Genomic DNA, 19,613 nt, shown 5'->3' on the forward strand with positions numbered 1-19,613 from the left:
AAATGGGAAAAACTTTAGCATCCGTAATGACAACACCTGCTGATCCAAATAAAAAACGCCATGATGTAATAATCAAATTAGTTAAATTGGCAAATTATCAGATCAATCTACGTTCTTTTCACCCCAATGCGCAGTTTGAAGCCAAAGGTTTCTTTTTCCATGGCGATAATCGAGGATTTTCTTTAGAGAGAAGTTTTTTTGAACCGAAGGCTAAAGCTCCTCCTCCTCGAAGTGTAAGCTCTCGTGTTTGGTCAAAATCAAATATTGATTTATCTAAAACAAATCAATCGCAAAAATTAAATTCTATAGAAGTTCAATCTAATACATCTGGACCATTAAGAATTTTGGGAGTCCCTATACTCGGTCATGATGAGGACTATGCCGATATTAAATATAGACCATCAGGTGAATTAAATATGATAGTCCCTGAAATAAAATTTGAAAGCCCTCGTAGTTTTAACTTTATTTCTCATTATCATGGTAAAAACCATGCTTTTGCCCTTTCTCGTGATGTTTATGATGCAACAGGTAAAAGTTTTGTTCCTGATTTAGATGTTCGTCATGAGTTGATGATTCGAGTGGAGCGAATTAATAAATATATGGATATTACTTCACTGGTATATGGTGATGGATTCCCTAATAGTGAAGGATTTATTGAGGATGCCCTAGGCAATAAAGTTTTTCTTGGCGCTCATATTCGTATTGGTACACCTGCAACACATTTATTTGGAGATAATAAACGTCTCATGTGGGCAAATGCGATTCGTATTGGGTTAAAAGAAGATGGAACTTTTGGAAATACATTATGGGTCTTTGCACAGGGTTTAGGAGGCCCTAAAATGTTAAGAGATCTTTATGGATTACAGTTGGTTGAAAGACGAGCAAAAACAACAAGATCACTCTATGATCCTTTTAGCACAACAGGTGTATTTTTTTGGGATTTTCAAGAAATAGACACGATTACGAAAAAAAATTATAAGGCACCATTTCGACTGAAAATCAGCAGTAAACTTTCAGCTATTGAAAAGCAATTATTTGAATCATTTAAAACACCGCCCATATTAAAAACAACAGTTCAAACTTGGAATGAAATTTTTTTAAATCAAAATCCAAATGAAGGTCGGGACAAGGCAGTATTCCAATTAGATGATTCACAATGGAAAAAGCAGAATATTTAAGGTTTCAATTATGCGAAGTCTTTAGGCGTTTATATATAGTTCTCCAAGTTAAACACCTAACTTGCGGTAAAAAGCCTATTCATTGAATAGGCTTACTCATATTATTTGGCAATCCGCCAAATGGCTAAGATACTGGTCAAAATAATTAAAATAATCGAAATATACCAAGGCGCAATGATGGCTATTGATAGCAAAATCGCCATGAGACTGCCAAAAATCCAACTTCGTTTTTGTTGATGCTCGACTTCTAAGCGCATCATTTGCAATTCATGTAGTTGTTTGGCGTGCCAAGCAGATTGATTTTTTAAACCATTTAAACTATCAACCATTAATGTTGGAAAATCCTGAGCACCTAAAAGTAAATCAGGAATTTTTTGTCCCAACTCCTTTAAGTTTTTCTGCGGATTCATTTGTGCTTTGACCCATTCAGTCAGAATAGGCTTTGCCAACTTCCAAATATCTAGCTCAGGGTATAAGTCCGTTCCTAAGCCTTCTACATGTACCAATGTCTTTAGCAATAACATTAATTGTGGTGGGATTTCTAAATGGAAACGGCGAGCAATATCCATGACTTGAATTAAAATCCCAGCAAAGTCTAATTCATGCATCGGTTTAGACACCATCGGTCCAACAGTACGACGCATTTCACGAGCCAGCGCATCTTGGTCCGTGCCTGGTGGAATCCAACCCGCTTGATGCACAATTTGAATTAATTGCATAAAGTCGCTGTTCATGACCGCCAATAGCATGCGGGCAACAGTCATTTGGTCTTGCTTGGACAACTCGCCCATAATTGCACAATCCAGCGCGATATAGCGAGGATGACTTGGGTTTAAAGTCTCAACAAAGACATTTCCAGGGTGCATATCTGCATGGAAAAAATTATCTCGGAACACCTGAGTAAAGAAGATGGTTAAACCTTTTTCGGCAAGATCCTTACGATCCATACCCAAGCGTTCAAATGTTTCTATATCTGAAATCGGAACACCAGTGATGCGTTCAGCCACCATAACATCTTTGCTGTCCATATAGACTTCAGGCACGTACATCATGCTTGAGCCTGTGAAGTAATGGCGCATACGGCGAGTGTTGTCTGCTTCGAGTGTCAGATCGAGCTCGTTTAAGATGACTTGACGATAATTTTGAATAATTTCAGATAAATGTACTGCCCGTGCCGCTTCAAGGCGTTTTTCCAAGCTTGCACCGAGCCATTGTAAAATCTCAAAGTCTTGTAAAATCTGACTGCGAATATCTGGACGAGTCACTTTCACCACGACTTCACGACCATCATGTAAAGCAGCCGTATGGACTTGTGCAATTGAAGCCGCAGCTAAAGGCTGTTCATCAAAACGTGCAAAAATGCTTGAAATATTGGCTTTCAGCGATTGCTCAATTCGTGTCTTAGCCACATCCGAGCCAAAAGGTTTTACCCGATCTTGTAGTAAAACCAATTGCTGCAATATTTCAGGTGGAATTAAATCCCGTCGAGTTGACAACAACTGCCCCAATTTAATTGCAAGTGGTCCCATTTCCTCTAAAGCTTCTTTGAGTTTAAGCGGATTTTTACGTTCTTTACTTGACCATGCAGCAGGGTGTAAGCGAATTAAAGACAATGCATGACGGGCTTTTTCAGGTAACTCTTCCGCAGGAACCAGTGTGTCGAGTCTATAGTGCGCTGCGATACGCCAAAGTTCGAATAAACGGGCAATGTGCGGAATCATAAATTAAATTACCTGATCTTGGTGGGAATTAAGTAAAGCTTGGAGTTGTTGGATTTTTGCTTCAATGCGATCAATATTTTGATTAAGCAGACGCGTATCGTGTTGCAGATCATCCATTTGCCAACGTGGAGCAAAAATGCCACTGTCTTCTTTTAAAAAATCTTCAGCAAAAAATAAATGGCTTTGTAAAGAGCGCTTTAGATGTTGAGGCGCAAATTGAATCTTTGCAATTTCATGGGCAAGTGCAGGACCAATCCATGGGCTTAATTGTGATGCTAAATCAGGTTCAGCCTGTTGGATAATCTTTTGAATATCCTGCAAAAGATGATAATCGCCCTGTAGAGGAATATTGCCAATCTCATCGGCAATAAATAACTTGACCAGTTCAACCACATTTTTAACATGTAATGTCGCCGTCGCTTCTGAAATAGTACGGCTTTGATCAAAAGGACGCTGTTCAAAAACAGAAGGCGTTTCACTTTTGCCCGTTACGGTCGGTTCAAGACGAACTTTATGTTCATCAAAAAAAACATCGACAGAAAGCTGAGGCGCATCCATCACGACACGTAACAGTTTGCCTTGTAACTGATTGAATTGAATGCGAGTAATCGCATCCAAATTAATCCCATGATTGATGAACCGTTCAACTGCACCGAGTGCCAGAATTGACCACATAACCCAACCTTGCTTGTGCTATCTTGGAAAATTACAGTTTGAAACCACGGTGTACCGCAACGATACCACCCGTTAAATTGTGATAATCACAGTTTTGGAAGCCTGCATTTTCCATCATACCTTTTAATGTACGTTGATCTGGATGCATACGGATAGATTCTGCTAAATATTTATAGCTTTCAGAATCATTCGCCACAATTTTACCCATGATCGGCAATGCGGTAAATGAATAGAGGTCGTATAGTTTTGAAAATGGTTCAAACACAGGTTTAGAAAACTCAAGGATCAGTAAGCGACCACCTGGTTTTAAAACACGATACATAGCTTGTAATGCAGCATCTTTATCGGTGACATTACGTAAGCCAAAGCTGATGGTAAGCAAGTCAAAACTGTTGTCAGCAAAAGGTTCCAATGTTTCAGCATTTGCCAAAACAAAGTCAACATTGGTACAGCCAGCATCGATCAAACGATCACGACCAACATTCAACATTGACTCATTAATATCTGATAAGACTACATGACCAGTAGGACCGACCTCACGACTGAAAACTTTGGCTAAGTCACCCGTTCCACCTGCAATATCAAGTACATGTTGCCCACGGCGCACGCCAGACATGTTAATCGCAAAGCGTTTCCATAAACGATGAATACCAAATGACATCAGGTCGTTCATGATGTCATATTTGCTTGCCACAGAATGAAATACTTCGGCAACTTTTTGTGCCTTTTCTTCACTGTTTACAGTGGAATAACCGAAGTGGGTTGTTGCACCGACATTGCCCGTATTTGCACCACGTGGCAGATTATATTTAGGCACTTGACCTGACACAGGTGTATCCGTCATCTGCTGTTGTAATGATTGCTGTTGCCCCTGAGGCGCACCTTGCGGTAATGGTTCACTTAGAAATGGACTCACTTTGTCTGTATTTGTTGCCGTTTCAGCTGATGCTGTTGGCTTTTGGTTTTCATTCGACATTTGAGTCACTCCTGAACACAAAAATAGGAAATTTTATATTGCACTGCATAATGACAGATTCTGCAAAATTTTGCAGTCCTCATGATGCAATTGTTATGAATAATATACAAAAACCGATCTAATAGATCGGTTTGATAATGGCGCAAATCCGATTAGATTTGGAAAGGATTGGGATCGCCACGATGGACTTTTTCAACAATCTCTCGTTCTTTGAGCGTAAATTCATGGATAAATTGAGCAGCAGATTTCATGGGCTTCATGGCAACAAAGCCTTCACCAATAAAGTCATACATCAATTCAAATTTATATTTTGTTGCCGCACCTTTACACATTTTAAAAGCGGTATGCATAATAAATGAACGCATATACTTATCGAGTGCACTCCCTAAATCATCCAGTAAGCTCAACTGTTGTTGGCGAGCCTCAGCTTGATCGAGTTTTAACAAAGTCAGTCGCATCATTTCATCATCAATGATTTGATGTGCAGGATAGTCTTTGAGTAATTGAGCTGCGACTTGCTCATCCAGCTGCATGGCAAGTACAGCCAAACCAACAGATTTTAGTCCGGTTTTGATGGCATTTTCCGGAATGATTTTTTCAGCCTTATGAGCATATTTCAGCAAACGTTCAATCTGTATCGCCAAATCATCAAATTCAGGTCCACCGTATAAACGATTGATGAAATACTTCGCCATCAATTGATTCTCTTTTTGATTAAACAAATCATGATGAGTGTTTTGGATACGGGCTTTTAACCAATCCTGTGCTTCATGCAGACGTTGTTTTAAAACCGGGTCAGTGTGATAGCTGAATTGTTGGTATTGTTCTAAAAGCTGATCAAGCGCAGCAAGTTTTGACATACAAAAACTCTAAATTTCGTTTATTTACAGGATAAAGCTAGTTTAGGGATAGCACTATGACAAAAGTGAAAAAACAATAGAGAAATATGGTCAGTGGATTTTTAAATCGGCAAAAATGCAATGTTTTGTACAGAAAATATATAACTCTGTTTTTTGCGAATGGGTATACTCGATAAAACCTTCAGATAAGTAGAGAAGCAGATGATTGAAGAACAATTACCGTTTGCGTTGCGTGATGAAGAAGAATTATCCGTTGATTTGATTGAGGCGCAATATGCGTTAAAGAATTCCAAAGACAAAAACAATGCCAAAAGTTTAGTCATTTTAGTCAGTGGAATTGAGCTGGCAGGTAAAGGGGAAGCCGTTAAACAGTTACGTGAATGGGTTGATCCACGTTATTTACGTGTCAAAGCAGATCCACCGAGCTTATTTAGCAACAAACAAAGTTTTTGGCAGCCTTATGCACGGCATATTCCATCTGAAGGTCAAATTCAGATTTTTTTTGGGAATTGGTACAGTGATTTGTTGTCAACCGCCATGCATGTTTCTAAGCCCTTAGATGAAACCATGTTCGATGCTTATATCGAAAACATGCGTGCTTTTGAACAAGACCTTAAAAATAACCATGTCGATGTAATTAAAGTGTGGTTTGACTTACCATGGAAAAGTTTGCAAAAACGTTTAGATTCAATGGATTCATCTGAACAACGTTGGCATAAGCTCATGGGGCTGGATTGGCGCAATAAGAAACAATACGACACCGTACAAAAGTTGCGACAACGTTTTACTGATGATTGGTATGTGATTGACTGTGATGATTGTATTTCAAGAGATCAGCAATTTGCCCAGTATATTTTACAAGCATTGAAAAAGTTACCCAAGCATAAAACCACGGTCAGAACTAAATGGAAACAAACGGCTGTTCCAGAAGCATTATTACAACCAGCGACGGATGAATTAGATAAAGATCAGTATAAGGATGAATTAAAAAAACTCACTAAAAAAGTTTCAGAAGCGTTGCGAAACGATTCTCGAAATGTTGTGGTGACATTTGAAGGTATGGATGCGGCAGGCAAAGGTGGAGCAATCAAACGTATTGTCAAAAATCTTGATCCTCGCGAATACGAAATTTATACCATCGCAGCACCTGAACAGTATGAGTTGCGTCGACCTTATTTATGGCGTTTTTGGACCAAGATTCAACCAGAGGAAAAAATCAGTATTTTTGATCGAACTTGGTATGGACGGGTCTTGGTTGAACGTATAGAAGGCTTTGCCAAACCTGCTGAGTGGCAACGTGCTTATGATGAAATCAATCGTTTTGAAAAGGACTTGGTAGACAACCAAACGGTATTGGTTAAATTCTGGCTAGCGATCAGTAAAGAAGAGCAAGAAGCCCGTTTTAAAGCCCGTGAACAAACACCGCATAAACGCTTTAAGATTACACCTGAAGATTGGCGTAATCGTGGACATTGGGATGAGTATTTAAATGCAGCGGCGGATATGTTTGAACGAACCAATACTGAATACGCGCCTTGGCATATAGTGGCAACCAACGACAAATATTCAGCGCGTATTCAAGTGTTGAAAGCCATTCTCAAACAGCTAAAAGCAGATTGAAAATTCTTAGGCGTTGGTAGGTATGAGAACATTACAAAAGATTTTGCTTGATCATAAACAGCATTTAACTCTGCCGAGTGAAAAATTAATTCAGCAGTTGCTTCGAAAACTAGATAATGATTCATACTTACCTGATCGTAAAAATGCACAGAAATTGCACCTGCTTTCTACGAATGAGGTCGATAATTTTTTGCTCAATTGTTTTGCTAAATATCAACTGTGCAATGAGCTCTATGATTTAAGCAATCATGATATCGGCAGTTTAAGAGCGGTCTAGGTTGTATTAAGTTTCTCGAAAAATCCTGAGGTCATTCAATAATTTGATGATCTAAAGCTTGCACTGCCACGCTTTAGTGCTAAAGTTTAAATTGTTTTGCGTAGGCGATGCCTCATATGCGCCGAGTTAAGCCATAATAACTCTTCAATTATTTGAATTTCATCATAAATTCATTTGATCATAAACTGTAATTTCCGCTTTCGCCTGCGTTCTGACAGGCTATAAAGTATATCCTCTGTAAATTCAGAGCGCATCGGAAACAATGCCATCAAACCTGCTTTAACTTGATTTTGTATTAGAGTGAGTGGTCGCCAAAGACTTAACGGACGTTCATTCCAAAACTCAAATAAAGTTGTATGCGGAAATTTTTGCACAATCAATTTTTCTAATAAGACCGCATAGAGTAACTTACCCAATAAATAAACCTCTGCAAGCATACTTCCTTTCTTAGCGCGTAACTTATCAATATTTAATATACTTTTCAGTCGTTTAAATGCTATTTCAATCTGCCAACGTGCTTGGTAAATATTCTTGATTTGTTCTGCCGAAAGACGTGTTGGTGGCAAAGTACTGATGATCAACATCCAATTAGCCAAATACAATGTGATCGCTTTTGGTGGGTTCTTTGCACACCTTTTACTGGATTGCCTCTTAATTTTTCGACGTACTTGCTCTGCGTCTGCTTCACTTCTAGGAAATGCATGAATATATACTTTGTAGTATTTTTGCTCTGTTTTCGTTCCTCCTATCATCCAAGCTTCTATCACTTGCGGTTGATTAGAATTTTGATTTAATTTTTCTTGCCAATCTATTTGTTTGAACTCTATATGATCGTTTTTTATTATTTTTTCATAAGTCAGCATCGAATTTGGGTTGTACCGAATCACTATTTCTACCCCCATATCAACAACAGGAAGGATGGTTTTTGTGCGACTGTAGCCACGATCGGCAATCACCACATCTCCTTTCTCAAACCTATGATGTTGTAAACTTTCTGCGACTTTACGAGTACTGAGTACAACTTCAAGTAAAGATAAATTCCATAAGTCCATTGCTGTATGTAAGCGATATGTCGCTCCATCTGCACCGCGTTCTTGGATGCTTGTACTATCAACGATTACAAAACGTAAGCTGTCGTCACTTTGTCGGTGTGTGATTTTAAACATATGAATTATGAGTGATTTAATCCAGTTTATGCTCTTACATAATCGTTCTTTAATCGCATCATCGGACAGACGACCATATGTTTGAGCAAACACGCCTGCACAGCTTTTCAATGATAAATCGTGTACACAATACAACATGATAATTTGAAAAAGTTCTTCAGGGCTTTTGATTTTTCTAATGCGTTGAAATGCTTCATGTTGGTAAGCGAGTTCGGAAAAATGAGTAGGAAGGGCTTGCATTAATTGTTCAAATACATTCATGATTGTGACTTAATGATGGTTGTTGGTAAATATTCACAGTAAGAGGTTAATATCTGCCACACCATCATCACAAATTTATTAATGTTTTCCAATGCTTTAACTCTTAACTCGGCGCATATGAGGCGATGCCTCACTTTTCAGAGATGAAAAGTGACAAAAATCTTTCGTTGAGCGAGGGGTACATCCTATATACCCCCGCTCAACATGGCGACATCCATGTCGCTTCACGATAGCAAGACCATCTATAGATTCAAAAGGGCGAAATAAATGAATCATCTAAATCACTTGTATGAATAATCAGGCGGTTTACCTATATAATTCAACGTAAAAAAGTTGAGGCGTGGATCAAAAATCGGTTTGTGCTTGAATGACAAATTTTCTTTTTCTATGTTCATTTTTTTATGTTGATTTTGTCTCATAAAGCGGACTAAGTCGCGCTTTATGAGTGTATAAATAGAGATTATGAATATTTAACAACGCTGGCTTGTTGTTTTTGCTGAATGCCTTTGGCAAGCTTATAACATTCATCTACATGCGTTTCAGCCACTTTTTTCATGACAATATAGCCTAAACTTGCAGCAATAATTGAACCACCAAGCGGAATGAATTTGGTCACTTGTTTGGTGATGATTTTTGCAGCCATATTGTTAAAGGATGCTTTAACAGCAGTACGTGCCACCACTAAACCTGAAAATTCGAAACCACGTTTGCGCAGTTCATTCCAGTGGATTTTCTTGGTGGCAGGATCATAAACACTGATTTGATCTGGTGCCAAACCAAAGCGAGCATTGATTTCAGGAATCAGGAAAGACAACATACCGACATCAATGACCACATCAAAAAATGGCACTGGTACAACAGCTGCACCTGCGGAGACATAGGAACGCTTTTTGACAAGTTCTAAGCATTCTTCACGAATCTGTTCTAGATTCAAGGTGGGATCAATCGAGTCTGGAATTTTATCAATTTTCATAAATCAAATACCTATGTTTCAAGCTTTTTGTCATATTTCTGGAAACTCATGTTTGAGCTTGAAATTGTGAAGTTATTTCCAAATAATGTTTTAAAAATGCCATAGTATGTTGTTGTTGTATAGTGGCGAATGTTTATGTTTTGTGCATGAACATAGACAATAGAATATTGAAAGTCGAGGAATTATGGCAATACATGTGATTCAAAGCCAACGCATTGATGTCTTGGTGCAAGGGCTTTTGCAAAATACCATTCGGCCATCCAAAAATCCTTTTGCAGTTTTGCAAACGCAACATTTTATTGTACCCAGTCCTGCGGTGCAGGAGTGGTTAAGTCAACGTATCGCAGAACAACAGGGCATTAGCGCCAATAGCCAATTTCATCAGCGTATCCGTGGATTTCAATGGTTTGCTTATCAACAAGTACTTGATGATAAAGACAAAGTACGTAAAGCCAATATTCCACGTCTGATTATGAAGTGGCGGATTTATCAGACTTTAAAAAGCTTTATTGAACATGAGGAAAATAGTCTGGCTGAAGACCATCCGTTGCATTCTATTATTCAACGGATCTATGACGCCGCTTCACAGTTACAACAAGGTTTAGATAAACAACTGAAAAAGCAAAGTATGTTGTATTGGGTGTCTGAGCAGGTTTCAAAACTGTTTAGTCACTATATGTTGTACCGTGCTGATTGTGTACGTGGCTGTCCGCAGAATCAAGCTTGTCAGTGCCCAAGTAATTGGTTGGCGCAATGGGGGCGTGGAGAAGCACTGAATTTAGAACAGCAATTTTTTAAGACCAATCAGCAGATTTCAGCATTTACGCTGAATCAGGCACAAGAACTGGAAAACTGGCAACGTTGGTTATGGCAACATACATTTCATGATGATTTTATTGAAATGCAGAGTATTGATGCTGATTTTTGGCATGTGATGGAGGATGTTCAACAACGACCACAGGCTCTAAAAAAATTACCAAGTCAACTGATTGTCTTTACCTTGTTGGATTTGCCACCCAGTCAATTACAGTTTTTGAGACGACTTGGACAATATCTGGATGTGGTGATTTTACATTACAATCCATCACAAGAGTACTGGGCAGACAGTGTCGATCCCAATTGGAAAAAACAATACGATTTAAGGGTTAAAGAACGCTTTATTGGCAAAAATCCCAATGCAACAGATGCGGATATTCAAAAATTTTTCGATGAATTTACCTTAAATTTTAATGCTGAAATTCGAGAATCTCGTCATCCTTTATTGACACGTTTTGGCAAACAAGCGCGTGATCATTTTTCGATTCTTTCCAATCTATCTTCTGGAGAAGAAGGACAGTGGGTAGATGCTTTTGTCGATGAACAACCGATTAATTTATTGACTAAACTCCAGTCCGATATTCTTTATTTAGTTGAGCCAGAGGCACATGCTTATCCAATCGCAAAAGAGGATGATTCGATTCAGATTCATGTATGTCATTCTGCATTAAGACAACTTGAAGTACTGAGAGATCAATTGATTGCTTGGTTAGCCAAAAGTTCGTTAGATCAGCCTCGTCGTCCAAATGATATTTTAGTTTTAGTGCCAGACTTAAAACAGATTGAGCCACTGATTCGCAGTGTATTCCCACATACACCGAATCAGGACAGTGTTTATTTGCCTGTGAAAATTGCAGGAGTGACGGCATTGGATGCTCATAATGCTTGGCGCGCTGTGTTAGGACGTATTCAATTGATTGAAAGTCGTTTTAGCATTGAGGATTTTGCAGATTGGTTAAGTTTAACTGCGACTCAATTACGTTATGATTTAGATATTGCCAATACAGAACGCATGATTGAATTGCTGATCAATGCTGGATTTAAACGTGGTTTAGATGCGCAACACTTAAAGCGTTCGTTGAGTCATGATGACGATGATTTTCGTTTTAGTTTTAAATTTGCATTGGATCGTTTGGTATTGGGCATTGCAATTCCAGAACACCGATTATTTGAAAATGTATTGAGTTATGCACAAGTCTTTACAGCTGATTTTGAGCTGATCACGACCTTGGTACAGATTTACCAAGATTTTGATCATCGTAGAGATTGGATGATTGCACATGAGCTCGGCAAACAAACCACATTAAAATGTAATGTGGAAGCGTGGTTAAAATTGCTGATGCAGGATATTGTTGAATTTGAACAAGCAGGTGTCGAATCTTTAAAAACGGTACGTGAGATCGTAAAAAAACAAGAACGTATGCTGACTTTGGCGAGTTTCTATGACGAGCAAGAACAGTCTATTCTCCAAGATATTGATTTGCCTTTGGTATATTTACTCAATGAAATTCAAAACTTATTAGAGGGGCAAATTGATCAGGCTTTACCGACAGGGCAGATTACGTTTAGTCAGATCGGACAAATTCGCCCGCTGCCTTATAAGCTGATCGTACTGTTAAATTTGGATGGTGGTAAATTCCCAGATCGTGATGTTCATGTCCCTTTCGACTTAATGCAAATCCTTAAACCACAGTTGGGTGATCGTTCACGTTTGGATGATGATCAAGGTGCATTTTTAGATGCTTTACTGTTGGCACAAGAAAATCTATGGTTATTTTACAATGGCTTTGATGTCAGTGATGGTGAGGTTCGAGACCCATCAAGTGTATTACAAGAGTTGATCAATCATATTGCCTTTATTAGTCAAGCCGATCATTTGCAATCAACATCCACATCAAATACAAGCCCTGAGAACTTGACTGCTGTAGCACAAACCGTGTCCTTAGATGGAATTGAAGTACCAGAACAGATTCAAACTTTATATCATGTCCACACTTTACAGCCCTTTGAGCCTTCTGGTTTTGAATCCCAACAGTCCATCCGTTATCAGGACCAATGGTTCCAAGTCGCACAACAGATTCGTCAAACAGAGGCATTGGCTCAACGTGATGCTTGGGTGAATACCGCTTATCCATCAGCTCAAGACGATATTATAGTATTGGATGCAGGGCAGTGGATTCAAGATATGACCTTCCCTGCACGATTATATTTAAAAACCTTGGGGGTTGAAAATCTAAGCGCAGATGATATGCCAGCATTGAATGAACCTTTGATTTTGGATGGCTTGGCACGTTATCAAATCCGAGATTTTTTACAAAAGGCGACGCTTCATTCTGTAGATGATGCTGCGGTAAATGATATGCGATTATTACAGAATCAACTTCCGATAGGCAAGGTTCAGCTCAGTGCATGGCAAATCGGCTTGGCTGAACAAGATAGTTTAAAAGCACGCTTAAAGCGTTATGCGCCTGAAGTGACATTGACCACACAGCGTCAGTGGCGGATTGAATCTGGTTTGGTTATGAACATTACCTTGCCTCAACAGCAGCGCACAGATTGGGTCAGTTTAGATGCCTCAAGTGGTCGTGCTAAACGTCGTACTAAAGTTTGGTTAGAGTATTTGTTGTGGCTGAGTTATTTAAATCTGGATGCCGAACAGTCGAAAGGTTTACAACGGATTGCGGTATTTAGTGATGTGACGATCATCAATACAGGATTAAGTTCAGCACAAGCAAAACAATATTTATTGGCATGGTTTAAAGCCTTTGCTTATGGACAGTCTGAGCCTTTGGTATTGCCCGCTGCATTATTGTTGAAGCTCAGTGAAAATAATAAAACATTGACCTGGATAGCTGAAGACTCTGGTCGTTCAGTGATTGAGGATTTCACAGTAATACTCAATGAGTGGAATAAAAGTGATGCATTTTTACCTTATGATTTGACGGAAATGGAGTGGAGTAAAAAGCATCGGGATTGGCAATTTATTTTGCAAGAACAAGATACGACTGCACTGCTCAAGCATGCTTGTGATCAATTTGCGTATGATCTGTATCAACCCATTTATCAGTATCAAACTGTTGCGGAGGAATCATGATGACTTCCGTAAATTTATCGCTTAGTAACACAGCCAGTAGCAAAAAAAAGCAGGTTTCGATTCAACCGATTGAAGATATGCACTTTGCTGGTTTACATTGGATCGAAGCTTCTGCAGGTACAGGGAAAACCTATACCTTGTCCAGTTTGATGGTGCGGATTTTTTTAGAAAAATACTTACCAAGCCAAGTGATTGCAACCACATTTACTCGAAAAGCTGCTGCAGAGTTGAAAAGTCGGATTCGTTCACGTTTACAAGATACGTTTCACTATTTTGAATCCTGTCGAGAGCTGACTGAATCACAGGTTTTAAACAAAGCCCAGCAGGAAACCGATCCTTTATTTTCTAAGTTGTTGAAAACATTTGCATCGCAAGTGGCTTATGCCTGTGAACGTCTAAAACTGGTGATTGATCAACTTGATGAATTGTTTGTGGGGACCTTAGATAGCTTTAGTCAAAAACTATTACGTGAATTTGCTTTTGAAAGTGGCAAGATTGAACGTGCAGAAATTACTGATGATGCAAAAAGCTATACTTATCAATTAATTCACGATGTTTTAAGGGCATGGATTCAAAAACAACCGCAAGATATTGTCGATAGTTTGATGTTTGCAGGAGAGTTACATGGTGTCGACTACTATGCATCGACAGTTGAGCAAAGTTTAAATTTCGCATCGGCAAAATTTGTTGAGCCACAATTTTCTACTGTGGATGCTCAATCATTTCAACAGGCAATAGAACAACTGTCGCAAATTCAATTGCAACAGTTACAAACACTTGAAGCTTATTATTTATTGGACGGTGATTATTATAAGTTTTGTAATGGGACAAAATTTAGGAGTGATCGTTTTCATCGTATTTTTACCAAGAGTCTGCCACAAATTATTCAAACCACCCAACAACAGGGCTATAAACATTATTTGAGTTCCGGGTTGACAGTGGAAAAGTCTGATTTTTCCACTTTGATCAAAGTGCTTCGTGAACAACAGATCTTTAAGAAAGCAGCCCCTGAACATGTACAGCTGGGATTTTATCAACATCCGATTGTTCAACAGCTGTTGAGTATCTATGCGCAAATCGAAGTATTTGAAAATCAGTTGCTCGGAACCAATACTTTTCTTAAATATTATTTGGCGCAAGAAGTGAAACAGCGCTTGCCACAAGTATTACAACAAAAGGGCGAAACCACCTTTGCCCAGCAAATTCGAACGCTTGCGGAAGCTTTACAAGGTGAACAAGGACAACGGTTTGCTACTTTTGTCCATGCACGTTATCCCTTAATTTTGGTTGATGAGTTTCAGGATACCAACCAAGATCAAGACGATATGTTAGCGCAAATTTGGCGTCATCCAAGTCGAGTTAAGAATGGCTGTATGATCATGGTGGGTGATCGTAAACAAGCGATTTATGGTTTCCGTGGTGGGGACATGCTGACTTTTTTAAAAGCACATCAGGATGTGTTTGGTAAAGATGGCAACGAATATAACTTGATCTATAACCATCGTTCAGTAAAACCCTTGGTTGAGGTGGTCGATGCCTTATTTCAAAGACAAATGGATTTTGGCGAGCAGGTGATCTATACCCCTGTGCAAGCAGGCAGTCGCCCACATCCAGATTTGATTGATCAGGGACAGATAAATCCTCAACCTTTAAGATGGCTCAAGTTAGCAGATAAACAGCTTGAAGCAGAACAAGTGGCATGGAAAATCCGTGATTTGCTCAATCAAGGTATTCAAGGCAGTTTATTGTTTAAGGAGAAATCCGCGCAGCGTCCGCTAGATGAAAATGACATTGCTATTTTATCGAAAAACCACGATGGGCTGGATAAGGCACAAGCTGCGTTAGAATTTCTGGGGATTCGCACCAATCGACCTTCAAAGAAAAGTGTTTTTGAAAGTCAGATTGCACATGATGTTGGGGCTGTACTGACTGCAATTTTGCACCCTTACCATGAAGCGAAAGTAAAACGTGCCGTATTAAGTCGTATGATTGGTTTGAGCTTAAAAGATTTGATTGCCTTAGAACAGCATGCAGATGGCTTAAGTGAATACATTGAGTTGTTTGATCAGGTCCGTGAAATATGGCTGAATCAAGGTTTCTTAACTGCTTGGCAATATCTACTCAATCAGTGTGCGGTCTGGAAAAAACTGGTGGAAAAGCGTAGTAGTGATAATGAGCGTGTGGTGGTGAATTTACGTCATTTAACTGAACTGCTCAGCCAACACAGTGAAACATATCAAGGTGCGCAAAATCTTTATCATTGGTATTTAAAACAGCTGACTGCACCAATGGAACGAGAGTGGGAAATGGAGCGTAAACTGTCCAATGAGGCAGGGGTCCAGTTGATGACCATTCACCAATCGAAGGGTTTAGAGTTTAAATTTGTTTTTTTACTGGGTGCAGACAAAGAATTTAAAGAAATCAATAAGACCTTGAACTTTTCGACAGCAGTCCAATTAAATAGCCAGACAGGGCAGACTGAACAACAGCGTGTGGTGGCTGTTAATGACAGTAATTTACTGGATAAAAAAGATATCGAACAACATAATGAGCGTGCTTTAGCAGAACATCATCGTTTGTGGTATGTGGCGTTGACCCGTGCCAGTTATCGTGTTTATGCCATGTTGAGTGATACCAAAGAAAAGTCGACAACAGGCTTGGCATTTTGGCGGGGTCAAGGTGCTGATGTTTTTCAGCATATCGGTAGCTGTATGGAAGACTTACTGACTGAGCGTCCTAAAGCACTGGAAAAACCTAAGTCTGAACATCCTTTACCATTAATTGCGCAAGCATTTCCAACACAGCGTTTTTATCCGCGGGGAAAAACCAGTTTTAGTGCTTTGGCCCAACATTTAACACGACAACAAATTCAAGATGCCTTGGCAGTTTCTGAACAAAAGCAAGACCGTGCAGAAGATGAAATTCAACAGCCGATGATTGAAATTATTCAGCAAACACAGCCTGAGCAACCGATTGCATGGATCAAAGCCAATTTTCCAATGGGTACCATTGCAGGAAATTTCTTGCATGAAATCTTCGAACATATTGATTTTCAGAATACACGATATTGGCATCTTGAAATTCGTCGACGTTTTAAAAATGACTACTCCAGTTTGTGGACAGAATTGCTTGAAAAATACCGACTGGCTTTTTTAAACCAAACTGTCGAGGAGAATGCTTTAGCACAATCCAATGCTGAAGAAACTTTGCTGACTTGGGTTGCTGAGTGGCTGGCTGAGGTCTTATCCACACCAATTCTCAAAAATTTCCAATTAAAACAGCTTGAACCTCATCAACATTTGGCTGAGTTCCCATTCTATTTATCGCTTTCAGATCGAGTTTTGGCAATTCAACGGATTTATCAGTTATTTGATGAGTACGGAATAAAAATGCCTGAGTTTAATGATGCTCGTTCAGCCCGTTATCTCAATGGCTCAATTGATTTGGTTTTCTTTGATGGGCAGCAATATCATATTGCCGATTATAAAAGTAATTTTCTGGGTGCGGATCAACACAACTATACCTCAGAAGCCGTGCAAGAGAGTATGTCACATGCCAGTTATTGGTTGCAGGCAGCGTTATATTTGGTGGCTTTACATCGCTATTTAAAAATCCAACTTGAAGACTACCAAATTGAACGGGATTTAGGTGGTGCAACTTATTTGTATTTACGTGGTATGAATGCTCAAGTCGATCAAGGCTATTATTTCTGGCGCCCCACCACAGAGTTTATTTTGAGATTAGATGCGATACTGGGCTATTTTGTTGAGGATAAATCTAGTGAAATTGTGTGAATAGTTGTTTGAAAAACTGTATAAACAATAGGTTATCATGTGGATAACTGTGTTGAAAACCTTGTAGATAACTCTGAGGATAACTGTGTGGAAAATCAACAGGATTTAGAAAGTCAAGTCCCACAATGGATTGAGACATGGAGTAAATATGTTTTAACACAGTATTCCACAAGCCCTAAATTAGATGAACATGCACTTGAACTGGCACAAGAAATACTTTTGGCAAGTACTCAGGGTGATAGTTGTATTCCCGCAAAGGATAAAAATACAACAGGGTTAAAGTCCTTGATGATTCAGGCAGACAATCTAGAAAGCGCAGTTGCGCCGTTTGTACAAGATCATGAATATCTTTATCTCTATCGTTATTGGCAACTTGAGAGACGCTTGGCACAACAAATTAAACGTCTGAGTGTGCAATCTACTACTCAGGTGGATGTTTCGGAATTTGATGAACTATTGACTGATGCTTATCAAAAAGCGGCTTTGGCTATGGTCGCGAAATCGGCTTTGAGCATGATTACGGGGGGACCGGGTACAGGTAAAACCTATACTTTGGCAAGAATCATTGCCGTATTATATCAAGCAACTCCAGATATTCGAATCGCGATGGCAGCACCTACAGGAAAAGCTGCACAACGTATGGGGGAAGCTTTGCAGAAGTCCTTGTCTGATCCTAAATTACAACATTTTGGTTTAAGTCAAAATCTATTTAATCCGATGACCTTGCATCGTTTGTTGGGATTAGGTCATCAACAGACCCCGCGCTTTAACCAACGCCAACCACTGCCTTATGACGTTGTGGTTGTAGATGAAGCTTCAATGCTGGATTTAAATTTAGCAACCATGCTGTTTGAGGCGATTCCTGAACATGGACGTTTGATCCTGTTGGGCGATGCAAATCAATTGGCTTCAGTGGATGTCGGTGCAGTCCTTGCTGATCTACAACAGATGGAAACTTTGTCTGATCATCGGGTCAATTTAATGACCAGTCAACGCTTTAAAGAAGGTGCATTGATTGGGAAAATGGCAAAGTTTATTCAAATGCAAAAAACGCTGGATACTGCTCCATCGCAACTTTTAGCACACTTTGAACAAGAGGTGGTTGTTGCACGAGAACTTAAACCAGTCGATTTATTACCAGACATGCAAGATGTCATTCAACTTGAGTATCTTCCTGAAAAAATTGCGCAAGCTGATTTAGCGGGCTACTACAAGAAATTAAGTTTAGGTTTCCATACTTATTTTGAAAGCCTTCAGGTTTATTTGAATACCGACACAGAACATGATCAAGCCAAGATGGTTGTACACGCGTTTGACAGTTACCGGATTCTCACCGCGATACGTCATGGGGTAATGGGTTTAAACAGTTTAAATACAGAAATGGAAAAAGCTTTATTTGAATATATTCCGACCCTATCCAAACGAGGTGATTGGTATGTGGGGCGTCCTGTGATGATGACCTACAATGATTACCAATTAGGACTCTCTAACGGAGATATTGGGATTTGTCTGAAACACCGTCAACAGCAGGGACAATTCGAAGTCTATTTCCCTAGCCTGGATAAATGGTTTCCTGCAACTCGTTTGCCTAAAGCAATGCAGACGGCTTTTGCACTGACGATTCATAAATCACAAGGCTCAGAATTTACCCATACCGCAGTGGTTTTAGATTCGGCAGCAACTCGGCTATTAAGTCAAGAGTTGATTTATACCGCAATTACACGAGCCAAATCTGTGGTCAGTCTCTTGGTGGATCAAAGCGCATTTGTACAATCTCTGAATATAGCAACCACACGTACTAGTGGATTGGTTAGGATGGTTAATGCGGTATAATTATTTTGAAGTTTAAATTGATAATTTGAACATTGTACGAAATTGCTTACATGAATTCGAGAGATTTGCGCATAGAGCTTCATGTTAGTTTTTGAGATGATGAAGCCATAAAGAGCTCAGCAAGGATCGTTGAGTAAAATCGCAAAATAAGAACAACTTGAAGTCGTGAGACTGCGAACTTACAAGAAAGTAAGTAATAAAAGAGGAAACTTACAGCCGCTAAGCCTTGTAGTTTTGGGAGAGACTACAGGGCTTTTTTATTGCCAAGGGATTGCCACTCTAGTTTTCAAATTATGATAGGTTCATCTTTTATTTTTGTTAGTTTAGATTAAAAATTATACTTGAAATCTACATTTATTATGTCATCTA

12 protein-coding genes are annotated in these 19,613 nt (G+C 39.2%); 6 read left to right on the forward strand and 6 right to left on the reverse strand.

The window, feature by feature from the left end; translation table 11 throughout:
• Positions 1–2: 2 nt before the first annotated feature.
• On the forward strand, positions 3–1,178 hold the full coding sequence (locus tag I9192_RS01825) for a hypothetical protein (protein ID WP_005034287.1): 1,176 nt from the start codon (positions 3–5) through the stop codon (positions 1,176–1,178).
• Positions 1,179–1,279: 101 nt separating this feature from the next.
• Here the strand turns inward: I9192_RS01825 and I9192_RS01830 are convergent, their stop codons facing one another.
• The 4 genes from I9192_RS01830 to I9192_RS01845 all read right to left on the reverse strand — a co-directional run bounded on the left by I9192_RS01830 (position 1,280) and on the right by I9192_RS01845 (position 5,410).
• On the reverse strand, positions 1,280–2,899 hold the full coding sequence (locus tag I9192_RS01830; RefSeq protein WP_005034285.1) for an ABC1 kinase family protein: 1,620 nt from the start codon (positions 2,897–2,899) through the stop codon (positions 1,280–1,282).
• A 3-nt stretch (positions 2,900–2,902) separates the two neighbouring features.
• Positions 2,903–3,574: a ubiquinone biosynthesis accessory factor UbiJ gene (locus tag I9192_RS01835; RefSeq protein ID WP_005034282.1), complete on the reverse strand. Its 672-nt coding sequence runs from the start codon at positions 3,572–3,574 to the stop codon at positions 2,903–2,905.
• A gap of 31 nt (positions 3,575–3,605) precedes the next feature.
• Positions 3,606–4,550, reverse strand: a complete 945-nt coding sequence (gene ubiE, locus I9192_RS01840) for a bifunctional demethylmenaquinone methyltransferase/2-methoxy-6-polyprenyl-1,4-benzoquinol methylase UbiE (protein WP_005034279.1) — start codon at positions 4,548–4,550, stop codon at positions 3,606–3,608.
• A gap of 152 nt (positions 4,551–4,702) precedes the next feature.
• Positions 4,703–5,410: an FFLEELY motif protein gene (locus I9192_RS01845; RefSeq protein WP_004825341.1), complete on the reverse strand. Its 708-nt coding sequence runs from the start codon at positions 5,408–5,410 to the stop codon at positions 4,703–4,705.
• Between the two features lie 201 nt (positions 5,411–5,611).
• On the opposite strand from I9192_RS01845, the gene pap reads away from it, so the two are divergent.
• Positions 5,612–7,030, forward strand: a complete 1,419-nt coding sequence (pap, locus tag I9192_RS01850) for a polyphosphate:AMP phosphotransferase (protein WP_005034278.1) — start codon at positions 5,612–5,614, stop codon at positions 7,028–7,030.
• 22 nt (positions 7,031–7,052) lie between these two features.
• Positions 7,053–7,307 carry a hypothetical protein gene (locus I9192_RS01855; protein ID WP_005034277.1) on the forward strand — a complete coding sequence of 85 codons (255 nt, stop codon included), beginning with the start codon at positions 7,053–7,055 and terminating at the stop codon, positions 7,305–7,307.
• 170 nt (positions 7,308–7,477) lie between these two features.
• Here I9192_RS01855 and I9192_RS01860 read toward each other — a convergent pair whose 3' ends face one another.
• Together I9192_RS01860 and I9192_RS01865 are read right to left on the reverse strand one after the other, a co-directional pair.
• A complete protein-coding gene (locus tag I9192_RS01860) occupies positions 7,478–8,734 on the reverse strand; it encodes a transposase (protein WP_005034183.1) in 1,257 nt (418 codons plus the stop codon).
• Between the two features lie 460 nt (positions 8,735–9,194).
• The gene (locus I9192_RS01865; protein ID WP_004825336.1) at positions 9,195–9,707 is read right to left on the reverse strand and encodes a hypothetical protein; all 513 of its coding nucleotides are present in this window, start codon (positions 9,705–9,707) and stop codon (positions 9,195–9,197) included.
• Positions 9,708–9,891: 184 nt separating this feature from the next.
• On the opposite strand from I9192_RS01865, the gene I9192_RS01870 reads away from it, so the two are divergent.
• From I9192_RS01870 to recD, 3 genes are all read left to right on the forward strand, one after another.
• Positions 9,892–13,617, forward strand: a complete 3,726-nt coding sequence (locus I9192_RS01870) for an exodeoxyribonuclease V subunit gamma (RefSeq protein WP_005034276.1) — start codon at positions 9,892–9,894, stop codon at positions 13,615–13,617.
• The gene (locus I9192_RS01875) at positions 13,617–17,411 is read left to right on the forward strand and encodes a UvrD-helicase domain-containing protein (protein ID WP_010591333.1); all 3,795 of its coding nucleotides are present in this window, start codon (positions 13,617–13,619) and stop codon (positions 17,409–17,411) included. Before I9192_RS01870 ends, I9192_RS01875 begins: the two co-directional genes overlap by 1 nt.
• 87 nt (positions 17,412–17,498) lie before the next feature.
• Entirely contained in the window at positions 17,499–19,244 is a 1,746-nt protein-coding gene (gene recD / locus I9192_RS01880) for an exodeoxyribonuclease V subunit alpha (RefSeq protein WP_010591334.1), read from the forward strand.
• Positions 19,245–19,613 lie beyond the last annotated feature (369 nt).

It is taken from the genome of Acinetobacter bereziniae, from assembly GCF_016576965.1.
Taxonomy (GTDB): domain Bacteria; phylum Pseudomonadota; class Gammaproteobacteria; order Pseudomonadales; family Moraxellaceae; genus Acinetobacter; species Acinetobacter bereziniae.

Coding starts and splice junctions, on each gene's coding strand:
- I9192_RS01875 (WP_010591333.1), top strand. CDS start 13,617: ATGACTTCCGTAAATTTATCGCTTAGTAACACAGCCAGTAGCAAAAAA.
- I9192_RS01870 (WP_005034276.1), top strand. CDS start 9,892: ATGGCAATACATGTGATTCAAAGCCAACGCATTGATGTCTTGGTGCAA.
- I9192_RS01845 (WP_004825341.1), bottom strand. CDS start 5,410: ATGTCAAAACTTGCTGCGCTTGATCAGCTTTTAGAACAATACCAACAA.
- I9192_RS01855 (WP_005034277.1), top strand. CDS start 7,053: ATGAGAACATTACAAAAGATTTTGCTTGATCATAAACAGCATTTAACT.
- I9192_RS01825 (WP_005034287.1), top strand. CDS start 3: ATGGGAAAAACTTTAGCATCCGTAATGACAACACCTGCTGATCCAAAT.
- I9192_RS01830 (WP_005034285.1), bottom strand. CDS start 2,899: ATGATTCCGCACATTGCCCGTTTATTCGAACTTTGGCGTATCGCAGCG.
- I9192_RS01865 (WP_004825336.1), bottom strand. CDS start 9,707: ATGAAAATTGATAAAATTCCAGACTCGATTGATCCCACCTTGAATCTA.
- I9192_RS01860 (WP_005034183.1), bottom strand. CDS start 8,734: ATGAATGTATTTGAACAATTAATGCAAGCCCTTCCTACTCATTTTTCC.
- I9192_RS01835 (WP_005034282.1), bottom strand. CDS start 3,574: ATGTGGTCAATTCTGGCACTCGGTGCAGTTGAACGGTTCATCAATCAT.
- pap (WP_005034278.1), top strand. CDS start 5,612: ATGATTGAAGAACAATTACCGTTTGCGTTGCGTGATGAAGAAGAATTA.
- ubiE (WP_005034279.1), bottom strand. CDS start 4,550: ATGTCGAATGAAAACCAAAAGCCAACAGCATCAGCTGAAACGGCAACA.